The organism is Amycolatopsis echigonensis (assembly GCF_002846615.1).
Lineage (GTDB): Bacteria > Actinomycetota > Actinomycetes > Mycobacteriales > Pseudonocardiaceae > Amycolatopsis > Amycolatopsis echigonensis.
The window spans coordinates 2211950-2232494 of record NZ_PJMY01000003.1; the positions used below are offsets into that span (position 1 = coordinate 2211950).

Consider the following 20545-nt stretch of genomic DNA (forward strand, 5'->3'; position numbering starts at 1 on the left):
ACCCTAAGGGAGCTGGGTCACACCGCCGAGGGTCAGGGCGCCCTTACGGCCCGTGTCCGAACCACCGCACGCTTGTGAAATAGTTCACAAGCGACTCGTCGCGGTTGTGAAGCGATTCACAAAGCATGGGGCGAGTGTAGGACGTGAGTCACACTCTTGTCCCTAGGGGTTGCGGACTAAGGCAGCCCTAACTTGACCGGGAACTTTCCCAGGCCCACCCCCGGCCGCAATGGCGAGACCAGCGGTAAAGGCCCCTTGAACAACCGCGCCGAGCACTCCAGCCGACTCGATCTTGTGACGTATCACACTGACCGGCCGGACAACCGATTGCTCCAGCCGGGTAATCCCCAGGCCCAAAACCCATGCGCCAGCCCGAATCACCCCACCCGACGCACCCGTCAAGCGTGGCACCCACCGCAGCCGACGCACCCAACCAACCGCACTCAACCGCAGCCGATGCACCAACAATCGAGGCACCCACACCACCCCCGCACCCCGATACGAAGCCCCCCTGCGGTTCGGGGGTGCTTGTCAAGGCATCTTTCCCGCCTTGACAAGCACCCCCGAACCGTCAGCACACTCGGGCTTCGGGGTGCCCCACGCACACCCACCTGCAATGTCGCCGCCAGGCGACGAGCCGATCACCGAGGACTAGGCGTAACCCGCGCCAAAGCCGAGATCAACCGATCCACCCCATCCCCGCCCCGAGCGTCGTAACACCCGGAAAGCCCCTTGTACACCAAGGGAAGAAGCTTGTTTACCCGCAACCCATACTTGGTAGCCGCGTGCATGATCTTCGGCTTGCCGATCAACTTCGCGAACACATTCCCGAGCCGGTAGTACCCGCCCATCAACTCGGCAACAGCCCGCGGATACCCCTCCAACGCCCGCTCCCGGGACGGCCCCTCCGGCCGGGCCAGCGCCTGCACCACAGCCTCAGCCGCCAGCTGCGCCGACTCCATCGCCGCGGAAATGCCCTCGCCGTTGAACGGACTGACCATCCCGCCGGAGTCGCCGAGCAGCAACAACCCGTTGCGATAGTGCGGAGTCCGGTTGAACCCCATCGGCAACCCGGCCCCGCCGACCTTGCCGATAGCGTTCTCCTCGCGGTACCCCCACTCCTCGGGAGTCCCGTCGAGCCACTGCCTCAGCAACGCCCGGTAATCGGTGTTCCGGAAGGACGCCGACGTCGACAGCATGCCCAGCCCGACATTGACCGTCCCGTCGCCGAGCGGAAACGCCCAGCCGTAACCGGGCAACAGCTTCGGATCCCGAGGATCGGACCGGTCCCACAGCTCGAGGTGGCCCTCGATGAACGGGTCGTCGTGCTTCGGGCTCTTGTAGTACCGCCGCACCGCGACCCCCATCGGCCGCTTCTCGTTCTTGTCGATCCCGACACTCAGCGCGAGCCGAGCCGACACCCCATCGCAAGCCAGCACCAACGGCGCCCGGTAACTAACGGGCGTCTTCTCCGCCCCGACCTTCGCCTCGACTCCGACCACGCGGCCGGAAGCGTTGGTGATCGCGCCGGTGACCGTGGTGCGCTCGTACAGCCGCGCGCCCGCCTTAACGGCGGTCTTCGCGAGCAGGTCGTCGAAGTCGTGGCGGGTGCGGGAGACGCCGTACGGCGGGTAGTCGGTGAGGTCCGGCCAGTCGAACTCGAGCGTCAGGTCGCCGGTGAGGATGCGCAGGCCGCGGCTGCGCACCCAGCCCGCTTCCTCGCTGGTGTCGAGACCGAGGTCGATCAGCTGCTTCACGCCGCGCGGGGTGAGGCCGTCGCCGCACACCTTCTCGCGCGGGAACACGGTCTTCTCCAGCAGCAGCACGTCCACGCCCGCCCGGGCGAGGTAGGTGGCCGCGGTCGAACCAGCGGGTCCCGCGCCGACCACGATCACTTCGGCGTCGTGGTCCGGGCTGCGGCGCGAGGTCGTCATGCACTCGAAAATACAGCGTGGCGCAGCCGCACCCGTTGAGGGCGGTGGAGGAAGGCGGAGTCAGAGAGGCTTCGCCGCCCGGTGGATCGCGACGACGCCGAATGTGAGGTTCAGCCATTCGACCTCGGTCCAGCCCGCGCTCGCGATGATCTCGCCGAGCGTCCGCTGGTCCGGCCACGCGAGCATCGATTCGGCCAGGTAGGAGTAGGCCTCCGGGTTCGACGACGTCCGGCTGCCGACCCAGGTGAGCATCTTGAGCAGGAACCGCCGGTGCAGGAACCGGATCGGCGCGAAGGTGGGCGTCGAAACCTCGCAGATCACCAGCCGGCCGCCCGGTTTGACCACGCGCAGAATCTCGGCGAGCGCGCCCTTGGTGTCGACGAAGTTCCGCAGCGCTAGCGAGATGGTGACGGCGTCGAAGCTGTTGTCGGCGAACGGCAGGCACATCGCGTCCGCGGCGACCATCGGCACCTTCCGGTGCAGGCCCGCCTTGAGCATCCCGACGGAGAAGTCGGCGGCGAGGCACCAGGCGCCGCCGCGCGCGTACTCGACGGTGGACACCCCGGTGCCGGCCGCCAGGTCGAGCACCTTCTCGCCCGGCTTGGCGTCCAGCACGCGAGCCGTGGTGGTGCGCCAGCGCCGGTCGAACCCGAACGTCATGAAGGAGTTCGCCCGGTCGTAACCGGACGCGACGCCGTCGAACATCGCGGCGACTTCGTGCGGATCCTTGTCCAGGCTCGCTCGGGGCATGGGTTCGAGATTAGTCCGTCCGTGCCGCGCGGTCGCGCGGGAGCAGGACGCTGGCGGCGACCAGCCAGACCAGCCCGCCGAACCGGCCGACCGGGATGAGCGGATACAGCGCCGGAGTGAGCAACGACAGCGAGGCGAGCACGGCGGCCGCGGCGACCACTAGCCCGGCGACCGACATCCAGCGCGGCAACAGCTTCAGGAACAACGCGGGAACGGCGATCCCGGCGATCAGCAACGCCAGCGGCACCACGAAGCCCGGGCCGCCGGACGCGAACGCGAGGCTGGTCAACGCCCGCGCCACCGCGGGAGCGTCACTGGCCTGCGCGGCGGTCCAGGTGATCAATCCGCTCATCGCGAGCGCAGCCGCGGAGAGCACGCCACCGGTGAGCCCGATCACCGCGCCCGGTGCCGCGACCCCGAGCCGCCGCTGTCTGCGATAGGCCGTCGCGGCCCACACCGCCAACGGAACCGACGCGCCGAACACCGCGAACGCCAGCAGCCGCACGACACCCTGGTTGCCGCTGACGTACGCGGCGACCTCCGCCGCGCTGGAATCCGGCCGCGTCCCCGCCGCCCCTAGCACCGCCGACGCGACAGTCAGCACCCCGAACGCCAGCGCCGGGGCCAGCAACCGCGGGCCGCCCTGTTGTCGAGTCATGGTTGTCATGGCAAACCTCCAGGTCAATTAGTTTCACTGATAGAACGATTACACTGGTGTAATGGATTGTCAAGCGATACGGTTCAGGGCATGCAAGGACCACCGACGTTCGGCAGCGCCTTCCTGCTGGCGCAGCTGGGCGCGCACGCGACCCAGCGCTTCGCCGAACGCGTCGCGGACCTCGGCCTGACCCCGCCGCAGACCGGACTGCTCCGGGCGATCGCGCGGCGTCCGGGCGAGAGCCAGCAGGTGCTGGCCGCGGAACTGGGCACGCCGCCGACCCGGCTGGTCGCCCTCGTCGACGGCCTGGAGCAGCAAGGCCTGATCGAACGCCGGCGCAACCCCCAAGACCGCCGCCTCTACGCGGTCTTCCTCAGCGACAAAGGCCAAGAAACGATGGCCGAACTGGCGAAAGCCGGCGCGGCGCACGAAAACGAGCTGACCGCCGCACTGTCCACAGAGGAACGCTCAACCCTGCACGAACTGCTGGCCCGGATCGCCGCCGACCGGGGCCTCATGCCCGGCGTCCACCCCGGCTACCGCACCTGACCCGCTGTCCGTGAAGGACTCCTTGAGGGAATCTGTTTCCCTCAAGGAGTCCTTCACGGACCTTCCGCAGCCTCAGCCGAGGGCGGCGAGCATTCCCCGCACCGAGTTCGGCCACGCGAACTCCTCCGCCCGCGCCCGCGCGGCTGCCCGGCGGAGCTCCTCCGGACTGTCCAGCAACCCGGTCACCGCACTGGCGAACGCGGGCGCGTGGTCGTCCACCGCTGCCCCGCAACCGGGCCGCACGATCTCCCGCAACGCCGACGACGCCGAAACCACCACCGGCGTCCCCGAAGCGAGCGCCTCCAACGCCGCCAACCCGAACGTCTCATGCGGTCCCGGAGCGAGCGAAACGTCCGCACTGGCCAGCAACCGAGCCACCTCGCCGCGCCCCGCCAAAAAGCCCAGGAACGTCACCGGCAACCCGCGAGCCCGCCGTTCCAAGGCCCGTCGACGCGGCCCGTCCCCGGCGATCACCAACCGCACCCGCGCCCCGGATTCAGTCAGCTCCGCGACCGTATCCACGCTCCGCTCAACGTGTTTCTCCGGCGACAACCGCCCACAATGGACAATCAGCGCGTCCGCACCGCCGGCCAACGCCGACCGCCACCCCGAATCCCGCATCGACGGCGCGAACGTCGCCAGGTCCACGCCCAACGGCACCCGCCGGACGTTGGGCGCGGCGATCCGCTCGAACTCCGCGTGCGCGAAGGCTGTCGTGCAAACCACCGTGTCGTACGACGCCGCCATCCGCCGGTTGGCGACGTCCGCGACGTGCCGGGCCATCGCCCCCGGCAGCAAAAACTGCTCCAGCAACCGGTCCAGCCGCTCGTGGGAAATGACCGTGCTGGGCACGCCATTCCGCCGCGCCCACACACCCATCCCCCGCAGCGTCAGCCGGTCCGACACCTCCAACCGATCCGGTTCCAGCCGCCGCAACACCGCGCGGACCCGCTGCGGATCGACCGCACGGTAGCCGCCAGTGCCAGGGATTTGCAAGGCAGGCAAGGAATACCGGCACACCCCCGTCGGCAGGGTTTCCACCGCGTACCGCCGCCCCGGCACGACCAGCGTCACCCGATGCCCGCTGGCGACGTACCCCGCACCGAGGTGATTCAGCGCGGTCCGCAACCCGCCGGAACGCGGTCCGTAGAAGTTCGCCAGCTGGACGATGTGCATGGCTCAAGCCGCACGTGCGACTCGGCCCTGTACCGCTTCGTAGTGCCCGACCAGCTCCCGGCACACCGCGGGCCACGTCCGGCCCAGAACCACTTTCCGCGCCTTCTCGCCCAGCCGGGCCCGCAGCGCCGCGTCCCGCAGGTCATCGACCTTGGAAACCAGCGCCGGGCCGAACGACTCGCGATCCGCGGGCAGCAGATAACCGGTCCGCCCCGGCAGCACGAGATCCTTCGGCCCACCGGCGTCCGGCGCGAGCACCGGCAGTCCGGACGCCATCGCTTCCTGCACCGCCTGACAGAACGTCTCGTGCGGTCCGGTGTGCACGAAAACGTCGAGGCTCGCGTACGCGACCGACAGCTCGTCACCGTACTTCGCGCCAAGGAAAGCCGCGCCAGGCAACCGTTCCCGCAACGCCGACAGCTCCGGCCCGTCGCCGACGACGACCACGCGCACGCCGGGCATTCCGGCCAGCACAGTCAGCCGATCGACCTCCTTCTCCGGTGCGAGCCGTCCGACGAACCCGACCAGAAGCTCGCCGTTCGGCGCGAGTTCCGCGCGCAGCGCCGGGTCCGCATGTGCCGGGGAAAACCGGCTGATGTCCACGCCGCGGGCCCAACGGTGCACGCGTGGGACCCCGTGCAGCTTCAGCTGTTCGATCGAGTCGGACGAGGGTGCCAGCGTCCGGTCGGCTCGCGAGTGCAGGCGGCGCACCCAGCGCCAGGCCGCCCGCGCGCCGATGCCGAAGCCGTACGACGTGGCGAACCCGGCGATGTCGGTCTGGTAGACGGCGATCGACGGCACGCGCAGCCGTCTGGCCGCGGCGAGCCCGCGCGCGCCGACGACGAACGGCGAGGCCAGATGCACGACGTCCGGTCCGAAATCGGCCAGCGCGGTCAGCACGGTGCGCGTCGGCAGGCCGATCGGCAGGGAGTTCACGCCGGGGAAGTCCAGCGCCGGAATGCGGACGACCGGAGCGCCGCGGTAACTCGCCGGACCCGGTCCCGGCGCGACGACCAGCACGTCGTGCGCGGATTCGACCAGGTGCTCGACGACCCGCAGCACGGAATTCGTCACGCCGTTCACCTGGGGCAGGAAACTTTCGGTGACTATGGCGACTCGCACGGCGTCACTGTCGCAAAACCGCAGGCCAGGCGGGCCAATCCCGCGTAACCGACCGGCCAACGGTGGCGAAACACTCCGCAGCGTCCGCGGCCGGGCGCCGACCGTCGAAGAATTCGCCACGACATGTCATCTTCCGGTCGCGTCCCGGACACCAGGAACACCCAGACTAAGCAGGCATGACCCTCTTGTCCTCCAGGCCGTCGCGGCCCGTGGAACCCGGGCTGCTCTCGCGAGCACTCGAGGTCGCGGGGCGGCTGGCGAACGACGCCACCGACGTGATCACCGCGACCGCGGGCCGCGGCGCGCACCCGGCGACGCTGGATTCGCCGTTCGACTGGGTCACCGACACTGATCGGATCCTGGAACGGCACACCCGGCGCGTGCTGACCGCGGAGTTCCCCGGAATCCCGGTGGTAGGCCACGAATTCGGCGCCGACCACGGCGCGGACGTCGCGGAGTACCGCTGGGTGGTCGATTCCGTGGACGGCACCGCGAACTACGTCGCCGGAGTGCCTTGGTGCGCTTACAGCCTCGCCCTGGTCGATGCGAGCGGCCCCGTGGTGGGCGTCGTCGCCGACCCGTACCGGGCGCAGATCTACGCCGCCGCTCGCGGACGAGGCGCTCGCGCGAACGGGAAACCGCTGAAGCTGGTGGACCGTTCGGGTACTGCCGGAGCGATCGTCTGCACCGAACTGGCGCGCAAGGGCCCGTGGCCGGGAATGGGCGAGTTCATCGAACGAGCGGCGGCTGCCCACGCGGGAGTGCGGGTGCTGGGGTCGGCCGCGCTGTCGATCGCGCAGGTCGCGCTGGGGCACGCGGCCGCGGCGGTGCTGCACAGCTACCACGAATGGGACGTCGCGGGCTCCGTCGCGATGGCGATCGAGGCGGGTGCGGTCGTGTTGGACAAGCACGGCGAGGACACCGCGCTGCCTACGGACGGGCTGCTGGTGGCCGCGCCCGGCGTCGCCGACGAGGTGCTCAGCTGGTGGCAGGAAACCGTCGGTGCCTGATCACACCTTCGCGGGCACCGGCTCGGAAGCGGCGGCGGTTCGCTTCAGCACCCGGCGCAGCCACCACAGCAGCGGGCCCGCCACGAGCCAGGTGATCAGCACCGTCATGCCGACAGGCAGCAGGGTCAACGTCGCGGTCCGGCCGGCGACCCGGGTCAGCTCCGGATTGGTCGCGTCGTACTCGATCGCCACCAGCTGACCGGCGGCGAGACCCGACGGATACAGCACCCCGGTCGGCGGACTGTGCACGATGCCGTCCGGGGTCTGGTACTGGATGATCGTGCGGTCGAAAGCCACCGACTCGACCGTCGCAGTCGCCGTGCCCAGATGCGATTCGATCGCGCTGTCGTTGCGGAACGCGGCGAAAACCAGGCTCACGCACATCACGGTGAGCAGCACAGCCACGCCCAGCACGGCGAACCACCCGATCCGCCGCGCCTGCACACTCCTGGCTGCCACACCGAGAGTTTAGTCGGGTCCGCCGACCCGCCCGGCACGCGGCAGCCAGTGTGCCCGGTAGAGGACGTGCAGGCAGTAGGTGTTCACCAGCACCCGAGTTGTCCAATTCAGGTCCGAACACGCGTGGTGCGGCGTTTCCTCGCCCGGAGCAGAACCCGGAGCGCCGAAGGCGAGGGCGAAGAAGTACTCCGCCGTGTGCCGGAAGACCCCCGCGCTGCCGGTCAGGAACATCGTGTCGGCGTGAATCCGGTCGTACAGCCGGTCCCGGCTCCGCCAATACGGCCACTCCACCGGACGCCGGTCAGCCGGGATTCGCACCATGTGCGGCCGGGCCGGGCCAAGCGCCGCCCTGAGCCGAGGCCAGTGCGATGCCCGCAGCTGCGCGGTGTGCTGGCTCAGCACGAGATCCAGCGGACGACCGGTGCACTCCGGCTGAGCGGGAGTCCGGCCAGCGCGCAACGGCAGGTGGATGACCGTATGCCGGGACCGCGCGGCCAGCAGCCACAACACCCCGATCCGATACGCCGCACGGCGGTCGACGCACATTTGCGGGTACCGGTCGTTTTCGTACAGCACCGCGGTATCTAATCCAGGATCAGGGCGCAGCACCCGCCACTCCCGGCCGTCCAGCCGAGCGTGGCGGAGCTGCGCCCGCACTTTCATGGCCACCGAATCCTCCTTCAGAGAGCGGAACTCTCCAGGATCCCGCAGCCAGGCAAGCGAATTTCAGTGCCGACCGGCCTCCGCCAGCGCACGGTGGTTCGCCTGGATCTGGTCCCACGCCTTCGGCTTCGCCGGGGCGGCGGCGAACGCCTTGGCCGCGACCGTCCCGTTAGGACCGACCGCGGGCTTGCCCGCCGTGAACAGCCAGGTCTGGAACAGGTCCTGCAACGGCTTGCCCGACACCTTCTCCGCGAGCGCCACGAAGTCCGGGATCACCGCCGCCTTGCCCGCCTTCTCCACCTGCCACTGCCGAAGGATCGAGAAGAACGCCTCGTCGCCGACCTTGGTGCGCAGCGCCTGCAGGGCCATCGCGCCCCGGTCGTACACCGCGCGGTCGAACTGCTTCGGCTCGCCCGGGTTGCCCGGCAGGACCTGCCAGAACGGGTCGTCGGCGGCATAGGAGTCGTACGCGTACTGCGCGAGTTGCGCGGTCGTGCCCTCGCCCTCGTGCTCGGACCACAGGTACTCGGCGTAGGACGCGAAGCCCTCGTTCAGCCAGATGTCGCTCCACTTGCCCAGCGAAACGTTGTCGCCGAACCACTGGTGTGCGTTCTCGTGCGCGATCAACGTCGTGTTGGAGCCGGCGGCGAAGTTGCGCGCGCCGTAGGTCGGCCGGGTCTGGTTTTCCAGCGAGAAGGTGATCCCGCTGGTCACGACGCCGCCCTCGGCCTCGAACGGGTACGGCCCGAACTGCGACGCCAGGAACTCGTCGACCTCCGGCGTCCGCTCCACGCTCGCCTTGGCCGCGTCGAGCGAATCCCCGAGGTCGGAGCCGTAGGCGGTGATGAACGGCTTGCCGTCCGGCGTGGTGGACTGGACCACGTCGTACTTGCCGACGATGAACGAAGTCAGGTAGGTCGCCTGCGGTTGGGTGCTGCGCCAGTTCCACCGCGTCCAGCCCGCGCGCTTCTTGGTTTTCTTCACGAGCGTGCCGTTCGTGATGGCGGCGAGCCCGTCCGGTGCCTCGATCGACACGTCGTAAGTCGCTTTGTCGGTCGGGTGGTCGTTGGAGGGGAACCACCACTGCGCGCTCTGCGGCTCGTCGACGCCGAGCGCCCCGAAAGCGCCCTTCTTCCACGCGTTCAGTCCGCCGACCTTCTCCGTCGACGGACTGTCGGAGTAGCTCACGACGACGGTCGCGGACTGGCCCTTGAGCAGCGGCTGCGCCGGGGTGATCACCAGCTCGCCGTCGCCGTTGGAGTTCGCGAACTGCGCCGGCCGGTTGTTCACCAGCACCTTCGACGCCTTGAGCGCGAAGTCCAGATCGAAGCGCGACAGGTCCTGGGTCGCGGTGAGCAGCAGCGTCGTGCTGCCCGACAGGACGTCGGTTTCCGGCTGGTAGCTCACGCGGATGTCGTAGTGCCGCACGTCGGTGCCGCCGTTGCCGGCGTTCGGGTAGTACGGGTCGCCGACGCCCGGCGAGCCCGGTGCCGGTACTGCCGAAGCGGTGCCTGCCAGCAGCACCGTCGCGACTCCAGCCGCAACCGCCCCGATCCCGGCCCGAGTTCTCGATCGCATGGTTCCTCCAAGGTGGCCCATGCGACCGAACGTATCCACGTGAGCACTCCACGGGTACGTCCGAACGACGGGTTCTTACCCACTGGGAGGTTCAGCCGGATTCGGCGATCCACCACGCGATGGCGATCGGAATGCCGTACAGGATCGGCCCCGCGTACAGACCCGGCCATGGTCCCCAGCCGCGCCGCACGGCCAGCCCGGCCATCGCGAACGACCCGGCGATCGCCGCGAACCAGCCCACCCACGGCAGCGACAAGACCGCGTGCTGTCCGGCCGTGCTGCAGATCGCGCGGCTGTCCCCGGCGAAGCAGTTGTCGCTGGCCATCACCAGAAACGACGAGAAATACGAGCACACGAGCCCGACCAGCGCCAGTGCCGCCACTGCCGCGCTGAACCAGGCCCATCGGCCTCGCGGGCGCAAGTCCGCCTCGTTCAAGAACTCCCCCATGGTCACCGGCCCCCGCCGGGTTAAACCGTCCCCACCGCTTCCGCCACCGCGGACTTCAGCCGCGCGTGGAGATTCCGGTGCTGCGCCCGGTCGACCCGAACCTCGACCACCCGCAGGCCCGGCGCCGGCCGCAACGCGGCACGGAACTCTTCTACCGTCTCGGCCACGACGTGCGGCACCCGGTAGCCCGCGCAGAGCGCACCCAAGTCCGCGCCGTGCGGCGTGCCGAAGACGCGCTCGAAGCTCGCCGAGTGTTCCGGCGCGCCCTGTTCCAGCAGCGAGAAAATGCCGCCGCCGTCGTCGTTCAGCACCACGATCGTCAGGTCCGGCAGCTGCTCGGCGGGCCCGGTGAGCAGGCCGGACGCGTCGTGCAGGAAGGTCAGATCGCCGAGCAGCGCGTACGACGGCGCGCGGTGCACAGTGGCCGCGCCGATGGCCGTCGACACCGTGCCGTCGATCCCGGCGACACCGCGGTTGCGGTGCACCAGGACGTCCGGACGCAGCCGTCCGGCGAGCGCGACATCACGCGTCGGGTTCGAGGAGCCGACCACCAGCAGCGCGCCTTCCGGCAGCGCGTCGACCAGCTCAGTGGCCACCCGTACGCCGCTCGGCCACGGCTCCGCGGCCAGCGCTGTCGAAACCGCTTGGCTGGCCGCTGCGTCCGCGCGCTGCCAGCTCGCCAGCCACTCCGGGTCAGCGGGCTTCGTCGGTTCGGCGAACCACTGCCCGACCTGGCGGACGTTGTGCGCGGGCGCGGGCCAGTCCGAATCCGGACGCACCAGAAGAACCTCGACCTCCGGGTCCGACAGCACTTTCTGTACCTGCCGGAACACCGTCGGGCGGCCGAGGCACAAGACCTGCTCGGGACGGTGTCGCGAAATGAATTCCTCAACGCCCAGCAGCCAGGCGCCGGACGACATCGCGGTCGCGCCGGACAAGCCGAGCCCGCCGGTCTCCGAAACTACCGGCCAGCCGTGCTGCTCAGCCCACTCGCTGGCCGCCTGCGCGCCGGTGTCGCACGCGATCACCAGGCCGTGCCGTGCCGAGGGCACCACGAACGAGGGCAGTGCGCCGAAGTCCGGCAGCTCGGTCCAGCGTTCGCCGTCCGGGCGCCCTTCGAGCGATTCGTACCACTCGCCGTCATCGTCGAGATCCGGCACGAGCGGTTCGCGGAACGGGATGTTCAGGTGCACCGGCCCGCAGCGCCATTCGCCGTACGCGGCGTTCCACGCGCGGCAGATCTGGCTGCGCCAGTAGGAGTTCTGCCCGGCCCGCCGTTCGGCGACGGCCAGCTCGTCGAAGTAGCGGACCGCGTCGCCGTACAGCTCGTACTGGTTGATCACCTGGCTCGCGCCCGCCGAACGCAGCTCCGGCGGACGGTCGGCGGTGAGCACGATCAGCGGCACGCCTGCCCGGTCGGCCTCCAGGACCGCCGGGTGGAAGTTCGCCGCCGCGGTGCCGGAGGTGCAGACCACCGCCGCCGGGCGGCCGGTGCGCGCCGCGATGCCGAGCGCGAGGAACGCCGCGCCCCGCTCGTCGATGCGGACGTGCAGCTGCAGCCGTCCCGAAGCGGCGGCGTCGTAGAGCGCGATGGACAGGGGCGCGTTGCGAGATCCTGGACACAACACGACGTGCGAGACGGTGTTGCGGACGAGTTCGTCGACGATGACCCTGGCCTGCGCGGTGGACGGGTTCACCGGCGGACCCCCGCTCGAGCGCCGTGCGGCCGTTCCTCGTCGGCAGCGGCGTCAGGCTCAGCGATCATGTCCACAGGTCCTATTCTCCCAAACGTGGATGACGCCCGAGTTTCCGAGCTGTTCGACCCCGCCGCCTGGTCCGAGGTCGAAGGGTTCTCCTTCACCGACATCACCTACCACCGTTCGCGGGACGCCCGCTCCGGCAAACGGGTGGTCCGGATCGCTTTTGACCGTCCGGAGGTCCGCAACGCCTTCCGCCCGCACACCGTCGACGAGCTCTACCGGGCGCTCGACCACGCCCGGATGAGCGCGGACGTCGGGTGCGTCCTGCTCACCGGAAACGGCCCTTCACCCAAGGACGGCGGCTGGGCGTTCTGCTCCGGCGGTGACCAGCGTATTCGCGGACGCTCCGGGTATCAGTACGCGAGCGGGGAGACCTCGGACACGGTCGACCCGGCGCGGGCGGGGCGGCTGCACATCCTCGAGGTGCAGCGCTTGATCCGTTTCATGCCGAAACCCGTGGTCGCCGTGGTGCCCGGCTGGGCGGCGGGCGGCGGGCATTCGCTGCACGTCGTGTGCGATCTCACGCTCGCCTCGGCCGAGCACGCGCGGTTCAAGCAGACCGACGCGGACGTCGGCTCGTTCGACGCGGGCTACGGCTCGGCGGGCCTCGCCCGGCAGGTCGGGCAGAAGTTCGCCAGGGAGATCTTCTTCCTCGGCCGCGACTACACCGCCGAGCAAATGCACCGGATGGGCGCGGTCAACGAGGTCGTCCCGCACGCCGAACTGGAGCGGGTCGCGCTCGAATGGGGCTGGACGATCATCGGCAAGTCGCCGACCGCGCAGCGGATGCTGAAGTACGCGTTCAACGCGATCGACGACGGGCTCGTCGGACAGCAGCTGTTCGCCGGCGAAACCACCCGGCTGGCGTACATGCAGGACGAGGCGGTGGAAGGCCGCGACGCGTTCCTGGAGAAGCGCGACCCGGACTGGTCCGACTACCCGTACTACTACTGAGAAGGTCGTTCCCGTGCACGTGGTGTGGCTCGACGGCAGCGCCGACGCGCTGACCGCCCTCGACGCGGCCGTGGCGGCGGCCCTCGACGGCGGCCCGGCGGTGCTGCCGCTGAACTCGGCGGATCCGTCGGCCCCGGCGCTGCTCGAAGCGATGGCCCCGGACCAGCCGGTCGAGCCGGACACCGCCGTGGTGATCGCCACGTCCGGATCCACCGGAGCGCCGAAGGGCGTGCTGCTGTCGCCGCGCGCGCTCACTGCGTCCGCGACGGCTACGCACGCCCGGCTCGGCGGTCCCGGACACTGGCTGCTCGCCACGCCCGCGCACTACATCGGCGGCCTGCAAGTCCTGATTCGAGCGCGGCTGGCGGGCACGAAACCGGCGTTCCTGACCGGCACCGGCTTCCGTCCGGACGAGTTCGCCGCCGCGGCCGCGCCCGTGCTGGCGGAAAACGGCCCGCGCTACACCGCGCTCGTGCCGACCCAGCTCGTCCGGCTGCTCGACGACGGCGGCGCTGGCTTGGCCGCCGCGAAGGCGTTCGACGGCATCATCCTGGGTGCCGCGGCCACCTCGCCGAAACTCCGGGTGCAAGCCGCCGAGGAAGGCGTGCGGATCGTCCCCTCGTACGGGATGAGCGAGACCGCCAGCGGGTGCGTCTACGACGGCGTCCCGCTCGATGGCGTCCACGTGGAGCCCGACGCCGACGAGCGGCTGTGGATCTCCGGCCCGGTGCTGTCGCACGGCTACCGGCTCGCCCCGGAGCTGACCGCGGAGTCGTTCCGGGACGGCTCTTTTCGCACCTCCGACCGCGGCCGCCTGCTGCCCGACGGCCGGGTCGAGGTGCTCGGACGCGCGGACGACGTCATCAACACGGGCGGGGTCAAGGTGTCCGCCGCCGCGATCGAACGGCTTCTCGGTGCGCAGCCTGGAGTGCGGGACGCCTGTGTCGTCGGCATCCCGGATCCGCAATGGGGCGAGGCGGTGGTCGCCATGGTCGTGGCTTCCGCGGACGAAGCGGCGCTGCGAGCCGCGGTCCGCGCCGAGCTAGGGGCCGCCGCGACGCCGAAACGCATCGAGTTCGCCGACGCGTTGCCGTTGCGCGGCCCGGGAAAGATCGATCGACAGGCAGTGCGGTCCCGACTCGTTCCGTGAAGGACTCCTTGAGGGAATCTGATTCCCTCAAGGAGTCCTTCACGGCTTTTGGCCGGGCACCGAACGGGTGAAGATCGCATGGCGTTGAATGGACCCCATGGCGACAGTCAGTGAGTGGATCGAAGGCGCTCGGCCGAGGACGCTGCCGAACGCGATCGCGCCGGTCGTGGCGGGCGTCGGTGCGACGATCGCGCTCGACGCGTTCTCCTGGTGGCGTTCGCTCCTGGCCCTGCTGGTCGCGCTGTCGCTGATCATCGGCGTGAACTTCGCCAACGACTACTCCGACGGCATCCGCGGCACCGACGAGCACCGCGTCGGCCCGCTGCGCCTCGTCGGGTCCGGCGCGGCGAACCCGAAGGCCGTGCTGCGCGCCGCTTTGACGTCCCTGGGCCTGGCCGGAGTGCTGGGCCTGACGCTCGTCGCGCTGAGCGGATATTGGTGGCTGCTCGCGATGGGCGGTCTCTGCATCCTCGGCGCCTGGTTCTACACCGGCGGCAAAAAGCCGTACGGCTACTACGGTTTGGGCGAGATCGCGGTCTTCGTGTTCTTCGGTCTGGCCGGTGTCCTCGGCACGGTTTACGTCCAGGCCGGCCGGGTCAGCTGGGACGCACTGGGCTGCGCGGTCGCCGTCGGCTCGTTCTCGATGGCGGTGCTGGTGGCGAACAACCTGCGCGACATCCCCACCGACATCGAGGCCGGCAAGCACACCCTGGCGACCCGCATGGGCGACGGCGGCACGCGAAAGCTCTACCTGACCCTGGTGACGGTTCCGTACGTGCTCACCGTCCTGATGGGCATCTGGCACCCGCTGCTGTTCATCGCGTTCGCGCCCACGCCGCTGCTGCTGAAGCCGATCAAGGCCGTCGGCGGTGGCGGCAAGGGCCGGGAGCTGATCCCGGCACTGCGCGACACCGGCATGGCGATGCTGGCCTGGGCAGTGCTGAGCGCGGTCGCCCTGGCGCTCTAGCTCACACGCCCACCGCGATCGCCTGCCACTCCACGAATTCCGCCAACCCGTGCGAGCCGTACTCACGGCCGATCCCGCTCGCCTTGAACCCGCCGAACGGTGCGCTCCCGTGCCGCGGCGCGCCGTTGACGTGGAAGGTCCCCGTGCGCACCGCCCGCGCGATCTCGACGCCGTGCTCCGCGTCGGCCGTCCACACGCCGCCGCTCAGGCCGTAGTCGGAGTCGTTCGCGAGCCGGATCGCCTCCTCCTCGGTGTCGAACGGGATCACCACGAGCACCGGCCCGAAGATCTCCTCGCGCGCGATCCGCATGTCGTTCGCGGCGTCGGCGAACACCGTCGGGCGCACGTAAAACCCGTTCGCCAGCTCAGGATTCGCCAGCGGCTCGGGTCCGCCCGCCGCGATCCGCGCGCCCTCCTCGACGCCTAGCCGCAGGTAGGACAGCACGCGTTCGTACTGGTCCTGCCGGACGATCGGCCCGACGAACGTGTCCGGCTTCGCCGGGTCGCCAACCACGAGTCCGTCGGCCATTTCCGCGAGCGCGGCCACGATCTCGGCGTACCGCTCGCGCGCGGCGAAGATCCGGGTGTGGGCCACGCACATCTCGCCGTTGTTCGCGAACGTCGCGGTCCGGATCCCCTTGGCGACGGCTTTCGGGTCCGCGTCCGCGAGCACGATCGCCGCGGATTTGCCGCCGAGCTCCAGCCCGACGCGCTTGAGCTGCTGTCCGGCGAGCGACGCGATCCGCCGCCCGGCCGCCGTCGAGCCGGTGAACGCGATCTTGTCCACGCCCGGGTGCGTCACCAGGTGCTCGCTCACGTCACGGTCCGCCGCGAACACGCTCACCACGCCCTCGGGGAAACCGGCCTGCTCGAAGATTTCCGCCAGCACCATCGCGTCGAGCGCGGTCTCCGGCGCGGCCTTCAGCAGCACCGGATTGCCCGCCAGCAGCGCCGGGATCAGCTTCACCAGCGCGGCCGAATGCGGCGAGTTCCACGGGATCACCGCCGCGACGACACCGATCGGCGCGGCCCGGACGATCGTCCGATTGCCCGCCTCGTCGGCCAGCGTTTCCTCCCAGGAGAACTCGCGCGCGATCTTCAGCCACGCGGCCGTGCGCTCCGGGAGGTTGTGCTGCGTCCAGCCGGTGAACCACCTCGGCGAGCCGTTTTCCGCGGTGATCAGCTCGGCGATCTCGTCCGCCCGGGCGGCGTGCAGTTCGTTGAACCGCTCGACCAGGCGCAACCGCTCGGCCAGCGGAGTTCTCCCCCATGGTTCGAGCGCCCGCCGAGCCGCCGCCACCGCGCGCTCGACATCAGCCTCCGCCGCCTTCGGAGCGCGGCCCACCAGCGAACGGTCGTGCGGCGAACGGATTTCGAAGGTGCCGGTCGTCGCGGGCTCGGTCCACCGGCCGCCGAGGAAGAGCTGGTCGTAGGTGCGCATCGGGATCTCCTGCCGAAGTTAACGGAACACTGTTCTCTTGTTCTCGAAGCTAACAGCACACTGTTCTTTTATCAAGAGAGCAGTGTCCTGTTACACTTCCCGGCGTGTCCGACTTCCAGCGCGCCCGCAGCCCCGAGCAGGTGGAAGCCCGCCGCGAGGCGATCCTCGACGTCGCCGAGCAGTTGATGACGGAGTCCTCCGTCGACGAGATCAGCATGCGCGAACTGGCTCGCCGGGTGGGCTTGTCGGCCTCGAACGTCGCGCGCTACTTCCCCACCCGAGAGGCCGTCTACCTGGAGGTGCTCGACCGCGCCCGCGGCGCGTGGCTCGACTCGCTCACCTTGAACGGCGATCTGCCGGAGGTCGCCGCGACACTCGCCGCTTCACTGGCGGCGCGGCCAGTGCTGTGCGAACTGATCAGCGTGCTGGCGAACGTGCTGGAGCGGAACGTCTCGGCGGAGATCGCGCGGGAGTACAAGTTGCGGTCGGCGAAGCACAACGCCCGCACCGCCGACTTGCTGCGCACCGCGCTGCCGGGCCTTTCGCCGGAGGCAGCACAAGAACTGTCGGCGGCGATCTTCGTGTTCACCGCGGGATTGTGGCCGCTGGCGCATCCGAACGAAGCCGTCCGGGAAGCCATCAAGGACCCGCGCCTGTCCGGCTCCCGCGTCGACTTCGAGGACCGGCTCCGCCGGATCGTGATCGTGCTGGTGACGGGCTACCGGGCAGGCAGCTAGCCGTCGAACCGGCCAGTGAGCAGGAACTCGTCGAACCGCGCCCGGTACGGCGCGAGGTCGATCCCCTGCTCGCCAAGCCATTCGTCGGAGTAGTAGGTGTTCGCGTACCGCTCGCCGCCGTCGCACAGCAGCGTCACCACCGAGCCCGCCTGGCCTTCCGCCAGCATCCGCGAGATCAGTTTGAACGCGCCGTACAGGTTGGTCCCGGTCGAGCCGCCCGCCCAGTGCCCGGTGCGCTCGCGCAACAGCCGGATCGCCGCCAGGGAACCGGCATCGGGCACCTGGAACATCTCGTCGATCACGCCGGGCACGAACGACGGTTCGCAGCGCGGCCGTCCGATGCCTTCGATCCGCGACGGCATCCCGGTCGCGTAGTCGAGCGCACCGGTTTCCCACGCGCCGTAGAACGACGAGTTTTCCGGGTCCACCACGCAAATCTTCGTGGAGTGCCGCTTGTACCGGACGTAGCGGCCGAACGTCGCGCTCGTCCCGCCGGTCCCCGCGCCGACGACGATCCACGACGGCACCGGATGGCGTTCGGCCCGCATCTGCGCGAACACCGATTCGGCGATGTTGTTGTTGCCGCGCCAGTCCGTCGCGCGCTCGGCGTAGGTGAACTGGTCGAGGTAATGCCCGTTGCACTCGGCGGCCAGCCGCTCGGCCTCCGGGTACATCGCCGGCGCCGCGTCGACGTAGTGGCACTCGCCGCCGTAGAACTCGATGAGCGCGATCTTTTCCTTGCTGGTCCGCCGCGGCACGACGGTCACGAACCGCAGGCCGAGCATCCGCGCGAAGTACGCCTCGGACACCGCAGTCGAGCCGCTGGACGCCTCGACCAGCACGGTGTCCGGCCCGATGTGCCCATTGACCAGGCCGTACAGGATGAGCGAGCGCGCGAGGCGGTGCTTGAGCGAGCCGGTCGGATGCACCGACTCGTCCTTCAGGTAGAGGTCGATGTCCCATTCCGGAGGCAACGGGAAAACGTGCAGATGAGTGTCGGCGCTGCGGTTGGCGTCGGCCTCGATGATCCGGACGGCCTCCCGGACCCAGGCGCGGTCGTGCGGTGTGCTCATGCCGCGGAATCGTCAGCCGAGGTCTCGCCGCGCAGCTGCGACCGCAGCTGGGCACGGGCACGCGCGCGGGATTCGTTGCGCTTGGCCAGACCGGCCGTCACGCGCTGGTTCAGGCCGCGCAGGAGCAGCAGGCCGAGCGGGAGGCCGACGACGAGCCCGATCAGCAAAGCGACCAGCAGCGGCACGCCGACCAGCGAAAGCACGACCGCGACCACCGCGACGAGCGCGAACCGCGCGATCAAGTACACCGTCAGGTCACGGGGCAGGTGGTCCGGTGTCTCGCTCACACCGAAACAGGCTACGCCCCGCTCGGCGGGTCTTCGTCCAGGCCCGCGTTGTTGGGGCGGCCCTCGAACCGGGTGGAGAGCACCACCGTGGTGTTGGTGCGGCCGACGCCGGGGATGCGGCGCAGCCTGCCGAGGGTGAGCTCAAGTTCGTCGACGGTCGAAACCCGCACCTTTACTACGAAGGCCTCGTCGCCGGCGACCGCGTAGCAGCTCTCCACCTCGGGCAGTTCGCCGAGCGAGGCGGCGACGTCCTCGTCGGTGGCGGTGTCGGTGGGATGGATGCCGACCAGCGCGGTGACGCCGAGCCCGACCGTGTTCGGGTCGACCATCGCGTGGTACCCGGTGATCACGCCCGCCGCCTCGAGCTTCCCGACGCGTTCGTGCACCGACGACGCGGAGAGCCCCACCGTGCGGCCGAGATCGGCATAGGTAGCCCGGCCGTTGGCCCGCAGCTCGGCGATGATCTTCCGGTCCAGCTGATCCACCGGCTCATTATGCGGCGCGCCCGCGCGACCGGCTCATCCCGGTAGGCCCCGAATTGTCTCCTGCGTCACAGCAACCTGAGCGCCGGACGCCGCCCAGACTCGGCCTTTGCCTCGTCTTTACCCGAATCTCGGCGCATCCGGTTGGAAAATGCCTGGTCAGCGGGGCGCGAACGGGCTCTGAGCGATCCTGAGAATCTGCTGAGTTATGTCCCTTTTGCACTTTAAGGGCTCTTTACCCAAGGACAACCGTTCGAGTACCCGACGGGTGAAGTGCCACGATTGCCGCGTTGGCCACCCGGGCGCGACGGGCGAAATCGCCCGATGCCCCCGGTATAGCAAGTTGGGCGTTAAGGAGGCGGAAAATGACCGCAACCATGGGCGGACGGTTGCTCACCCCGGGTGAGGTGGCCGCTCTGTTCCGGGTGGACCCGAAGACCGTGACCCGCTGGGCCACCGCGGGCCGGATCGGCTCGATCCGCACGCCGGGCGGACACCGCAGGTTCCGCGAGTCCGAGGTGAACGACCTTCTGGCCGAACTCACCACGGACGCCAGCGAGCCGACCCGCAAGATCTGACCGCGGGTCTCGAACACGCCGAAGGGTCGTGACTGGCAAGGGGTGCCTCCCGCATCGCTTGCCGGTCACGACCCTTCGCCGCGATCCGGCAAAGCTCCGTAAAGTTCTCCGCGAGCACGCCGCTCCACCGCGCCTTTCGGCGACCACACCTCCCGAGATCGCGCCGGTTTCTGGACTGAGCGATTCGACCGGCCCCCAGGCCGGGCGAATCGGGAGGGAAGAAACCGGCTCCCCGGCGATCTCGGCGCCCCGGCGAAGCCGGGGCAGTCAAACAGAGCCGGGGCAATCAAATACCGCTAATCTGGGGGGCCAGCACGACGGAAGGACCCGGGCATGATTCCTCTGCTCGCAGCGGTGGGCGCGATCACCATCGCCGTTCTGTTGTGGCGGGCACTCGGCGCGCAGCGGATCAGCGTCCCGCAGCGCCGTCCGGCCGTCGCCCCTGACGACGATCCCGAATTCCTGCGCAAACTCTCCGAACAGCAGCGCAACCGCCGCCCCGAGGACAACGACTCCTGAGCCGCCAACACTTGCCGTGAAGGACCCCTCCACGGCACCTCTGTGGCCCTCGACCAGCGGCAGCCCCTGAGGGAAATTCTCACAAACTCCGCCACCCTGAAGCTTCCCTCACGACCAGCCGCACTCCCTGAGGGATCCCTTCACGGGCTCCGCGGCCCTCCCGACCAGCAGCGTCACCCGAGGGAACCCCTCACAGACTCCGGAACCACACCCCGAGATCGCGCCGGTTTCTGGACTGAGCGATTCGACC

22 protein-coding genes are annotated in these 20545 nt (G+C 69.7%); 8 read left to right on the plus strand and 14 right to left on the minus strand.

Annotated elements, in window-relative coordinates:
* Window positions 1-641: 641 nt before the first annotated feature.
* The 3 genes from ATK30_RS15065 to ATK30_RS15075 are packed head-to-tail and all read right to left on the minus strand — an operon-like array spanning window position 642 to window position 3342.
* The gene (locus ATK30_RS15065; RefSeq protein ID WP_167441915.1) at window positions 642-1934 is read right to left on the minus strand and encodes a geranylgeranyl reductase family protein; all 1293 of its coding nucleotides are present in this window, start codon (window positions 1932-1934) and stop codon (window positions 642-644) included.
* A gap of 60 nt (window positions 1935-1994) precedes the next feature.
* On the minus strand, window positions 1995-2684 hold the full coding sequence (locus ATK30_RS15070) for a demethylmenaquinone methyltransferase (protein WP_101436130.1): 690 nt from the start codon (window positions 2682-2684) through the stop codon (window positions 1995-1997).
* A 10-nt stretch (window positions 2685-2694) separates the two neighbouring features.
* Entirely contained in the window at window positions 2695-3342 is a 648-nt protein-coding gene (locus tag ATK30_RS15075; RefSeq protein ID WP_244194619.1) for a DUF4386 domain-containing protein, read from the minus strand.
* A 90-nt stretch (window positions 3343-3432) separates the two neighbouring features.
* Here ATK30_RS15075 and ATK30_RS15080 point away from each other — a divergent pair, with 90 nt between their 5' ends.
* A complete protein-coding gene (locus tag ATK30_RS15080; RefSeq protein ID WP_101436132.1) occupies window positions 3433-3891 on the plus strand; it encodes a MarR family winged helix-turn-helix transcriptional regulator in 459 nt (152 codons plus the stop codon).
* A 72-nt stretch (window positions 3892-3963) separates the two neighbouring features.
* Here the strand turns inward: ATK30_RS15080 and ATK30_RS15085 are convergent, their stop codons facing one another.
* On the minus strand, window positions 3964-5067 hold the full coding sequence (locus ATK30_RS15085; RefSeq protein ID WP_101436133.1) for a glycosyltransferase: 1104 nt from the start codon (window positions 5065-5067) through the stop codon (window positions 3964-3966).
* 3 nt (window positions 5068-5070) lie between these two features.
* On the minus strand, window positions 5071-6141 hold the full coding sequence (locus ATK30_RS15090) for a glycosyltransferase family 4 protein (RefSeq protein WP_279629993.1): 1071 nt from the start codon (window positions 6139-6141) through the stop codon (window positions 5071-5073).
* Between the two features lie 224 nt (window positions 6142-6365).
* On the opposite strand from ATK30_RS15090, the gene ATK30_RS15095 reads away from it, so the two are divergent.
* Window positions 6366-7199, plus strand: a complete 834-nt coding sequence (locus tag ATK30_RS15095) for an inositol monophosphatase family protein (RefSeq protein ID WP_101436135.1) — start codon at window positions 6366-6368, stop codon at window positions 7197-7199.
* Here the strand turns inward: ATK30_RS15095 and ATK30_RS15100 are convergent, their stop codons facing one another.
* From ATK30_RS15100 to menD, 5 genes are all read right to left on the minus strand, one after another.
* Window positions 7200-7583: a DUF3592 domain-containing protein gene (locus ATK30_RS15100; protein WP_463672419.1), complete on the minus strand. Its 384-nt coding sequence runs from the start codon at window positions 7581-7583 to the stop codon at window positions 7200-7202. It lies immediately after the preceding gene.
* A gap of 84 nt (window positions 7584-7667) precedes the next feature.
* Window positions 7668-8327 (minus strand): hypothetical protein, encoded by a 660-nt coding sequence (locus ATK30_RS15105; RefSeq protein WP_143271379.1) that lies wholly within the window; start codon window positions 8325-8327, stop codon window positions 7668-7670.
* A 57-nt stretch (window positions 8328-8384) separates the two neighbouring features.
* Entirely contained in the window at window positions 8385-9899 is a 1515-nt protein-coding gene (locus tag ATK30_RS15110; protein ID WP_101436138.1) for a M1 family metallopeptidase, read from the minus strand.
* Between the two features lie 91 nt (window positions 9900-9990).
* Window positions 9991-10347, minus strand: a complete 357-nt coding sequence (locus tag ATK30_RS15115; RefSeq protein WP_101440841.1) for a hypothetical protein — start codon at window positions 10345-10347, stop codon at window positions 9991-9993.
* A 20-nt stretch (window positions 10348-10367) separates the two neighbouring features.
* A complete protein-coding gene (gene menD, locus ATK30_RS15120; RefSeq protein WP_101436139.1) occupies window positions 10368-12044 on the minus strand; it encodes a 2-succinyl-5-enolpyruvyl-6-hydroxy-3-cyclohexene-1-carboxylic-acid synthase in 1677 nt (558 codons plus the stop codon).
* 93 nt (window positions 12045-12137) lie between these two features.
* Here menD and ATK30_RS15125 point away from each other — a divergent pair, with 93 nt between their 5' ends.
* The 3 genes from ATK30_RS15125 to ATK30_RS15135 all read left to right on the plus strand — a co-directional run bounded on the left by ATK30_RS15125 (window position 12138) and on the right by ATK30_RS15135 (window position 15178).
* Window positions 12138-13061, plus strand: a complete 924-nt coding sequence (locus ATK30_RS15125) for a 1,4-dihydroxy-2-naphthoyl-CoA synthase (protein WP_009072022.1) — start codon at window positions 12138-12140, stop codon at window positions 13059-13061.
* A 13-nt stretch (window positions 13062-13074) separates the two neighbouring features.
* Window positions 13075-14211 carry an o-succinylbenzoate--CoA ligase gene (gene menE / locus ATK30_RS15130; protein ID WP_101436140.1) on the plus strand — a complete coding sequence of 379 codons (1137 nt, stop codon included), beginning with the start codon at window positions 13075-13077 and terminating at the stop codon, window positions 14209-14211.
* 97 nt (window positions 14212-14308) lie between these two features.
* On the plus strand, window positions 14309-15178 hold the full coding sequence (locus ATK30_RS15135) for a 1,4-dihydroxy-2-naphthoate polyprenyltransferase (protein ID WP_101436141.1): 870 nt from the start codon (window positions 14309-14311) through the stop codon (window positions 15176-15178).
* A 1-nt stretch (window position 15179) separates the two neighbouring features.
* Here ATK30_RS15135 and ATK30_RS15140 read toward each other — a convergent pair whose 3' ends face one another.
* Window positions 15180-16619, minus strand: a complete 1440-nt coding sequence (locus tag ATK30_RS15140) for an aldehyde dehydrogenase (protein ID WP_101436142.1) — start codon at window positions 16617-16619, stop codon at window positions 15180-15182.
* A 104-nt stretch (window positions 16620-16723) separates the two neighbouring features.
* Between ATK30_RS15140 and ATK30_RS15145 the strand changes: the two genes are divergently transcribed.
* Complete coding sequence (locus ATK30_RS15145) at window positions 16724-17356, plus strand: TetR/AcrR family transcriptional regulator (protein WP_101436143.1); 633 nt, start codon at window positions 16724-16726, stop codon at window positions 17354-17356.
* Here the strand turns inward: ATK30_RS15145 and cds1 are convergent.
* Genes cds1 through ATK30_RS15160 form a run of 3 tightly spaced genes read right to left on the minus strand, consistent with a single transcriptional unit; the run spans window position 17353 to window position 19201 of the window.
* Window positions 17353-18429 (minus strand): L-cysteine desulfhydrase Cds1, encoded by a 1077-nt coding sequence (gene cds1, locus ATK30_RS15150; RefSeq protein WP_101436144.1) that lies wholly within the window; start codon window positions 18427-18429, stop codon window positions 17353-17355. The genes ATK30_RS15145 and cds1 overlap by 4 nt on opposite strands.
* On the minus strand, window positions 18426-18716 hold the full coding sequence (locus tag ATK30_RS15155; protein ID WP_101436145.1) for a DUF4229 domain-containing protein: 291 nt from the start codon (window positions 18714-18716) through the stop codon (window positions 18426-18428). The genes cds1 and ATK30_RS15155 overlap by 4 nt, the downstream gene beginning before the upstream one ends.
* 11 nt (window positions 18717-18727) lie before the next feature.
* Complete coding sequence (locus ATK30_RS15160) at window positions 18728-19201, minus strand: Lrp/AsnC family transcriptional regulator (RefSeq protein WP_167441916.1); 474 nt, start codon at window positions 19199-19201, stop codon at window positions 18728-18730.
* Window positions 19202-19563: 362 nt separating this feature from the next.
* On the opposite strand from ATK30_RS15160, the gene ATK30_RS15165 reads away from it, so the two are divergent.
* Window positions 19564-19776 carry a BldC family transcriptional regulator gene (locus ATK30_RS15165; RefSeq protein WP_009072010.1) on the plus strand — a complete coding sequence of 71 codons (213 nt, stop codon included), beginning with the start codon at window positions 19564-19566 and terminating at the stop codon, window positions 19774-19776.
* Window positions 19777-20109: 333 nt separating this feature from the next.
* The gene (locus tag ATK30_RS15170) at window positions 20110-20295 is read left to right on the plus strand and encodes a hypothetical protein (RefSeq protein ID WP_101436146.1); all 186 of its coding nucleotides are present in this window, start codon (window positions 20110-20112) and stop codon (window positions 20293-20295) included.
* Window positions 20296-20545: the final 250 nt, after the last annotated feature.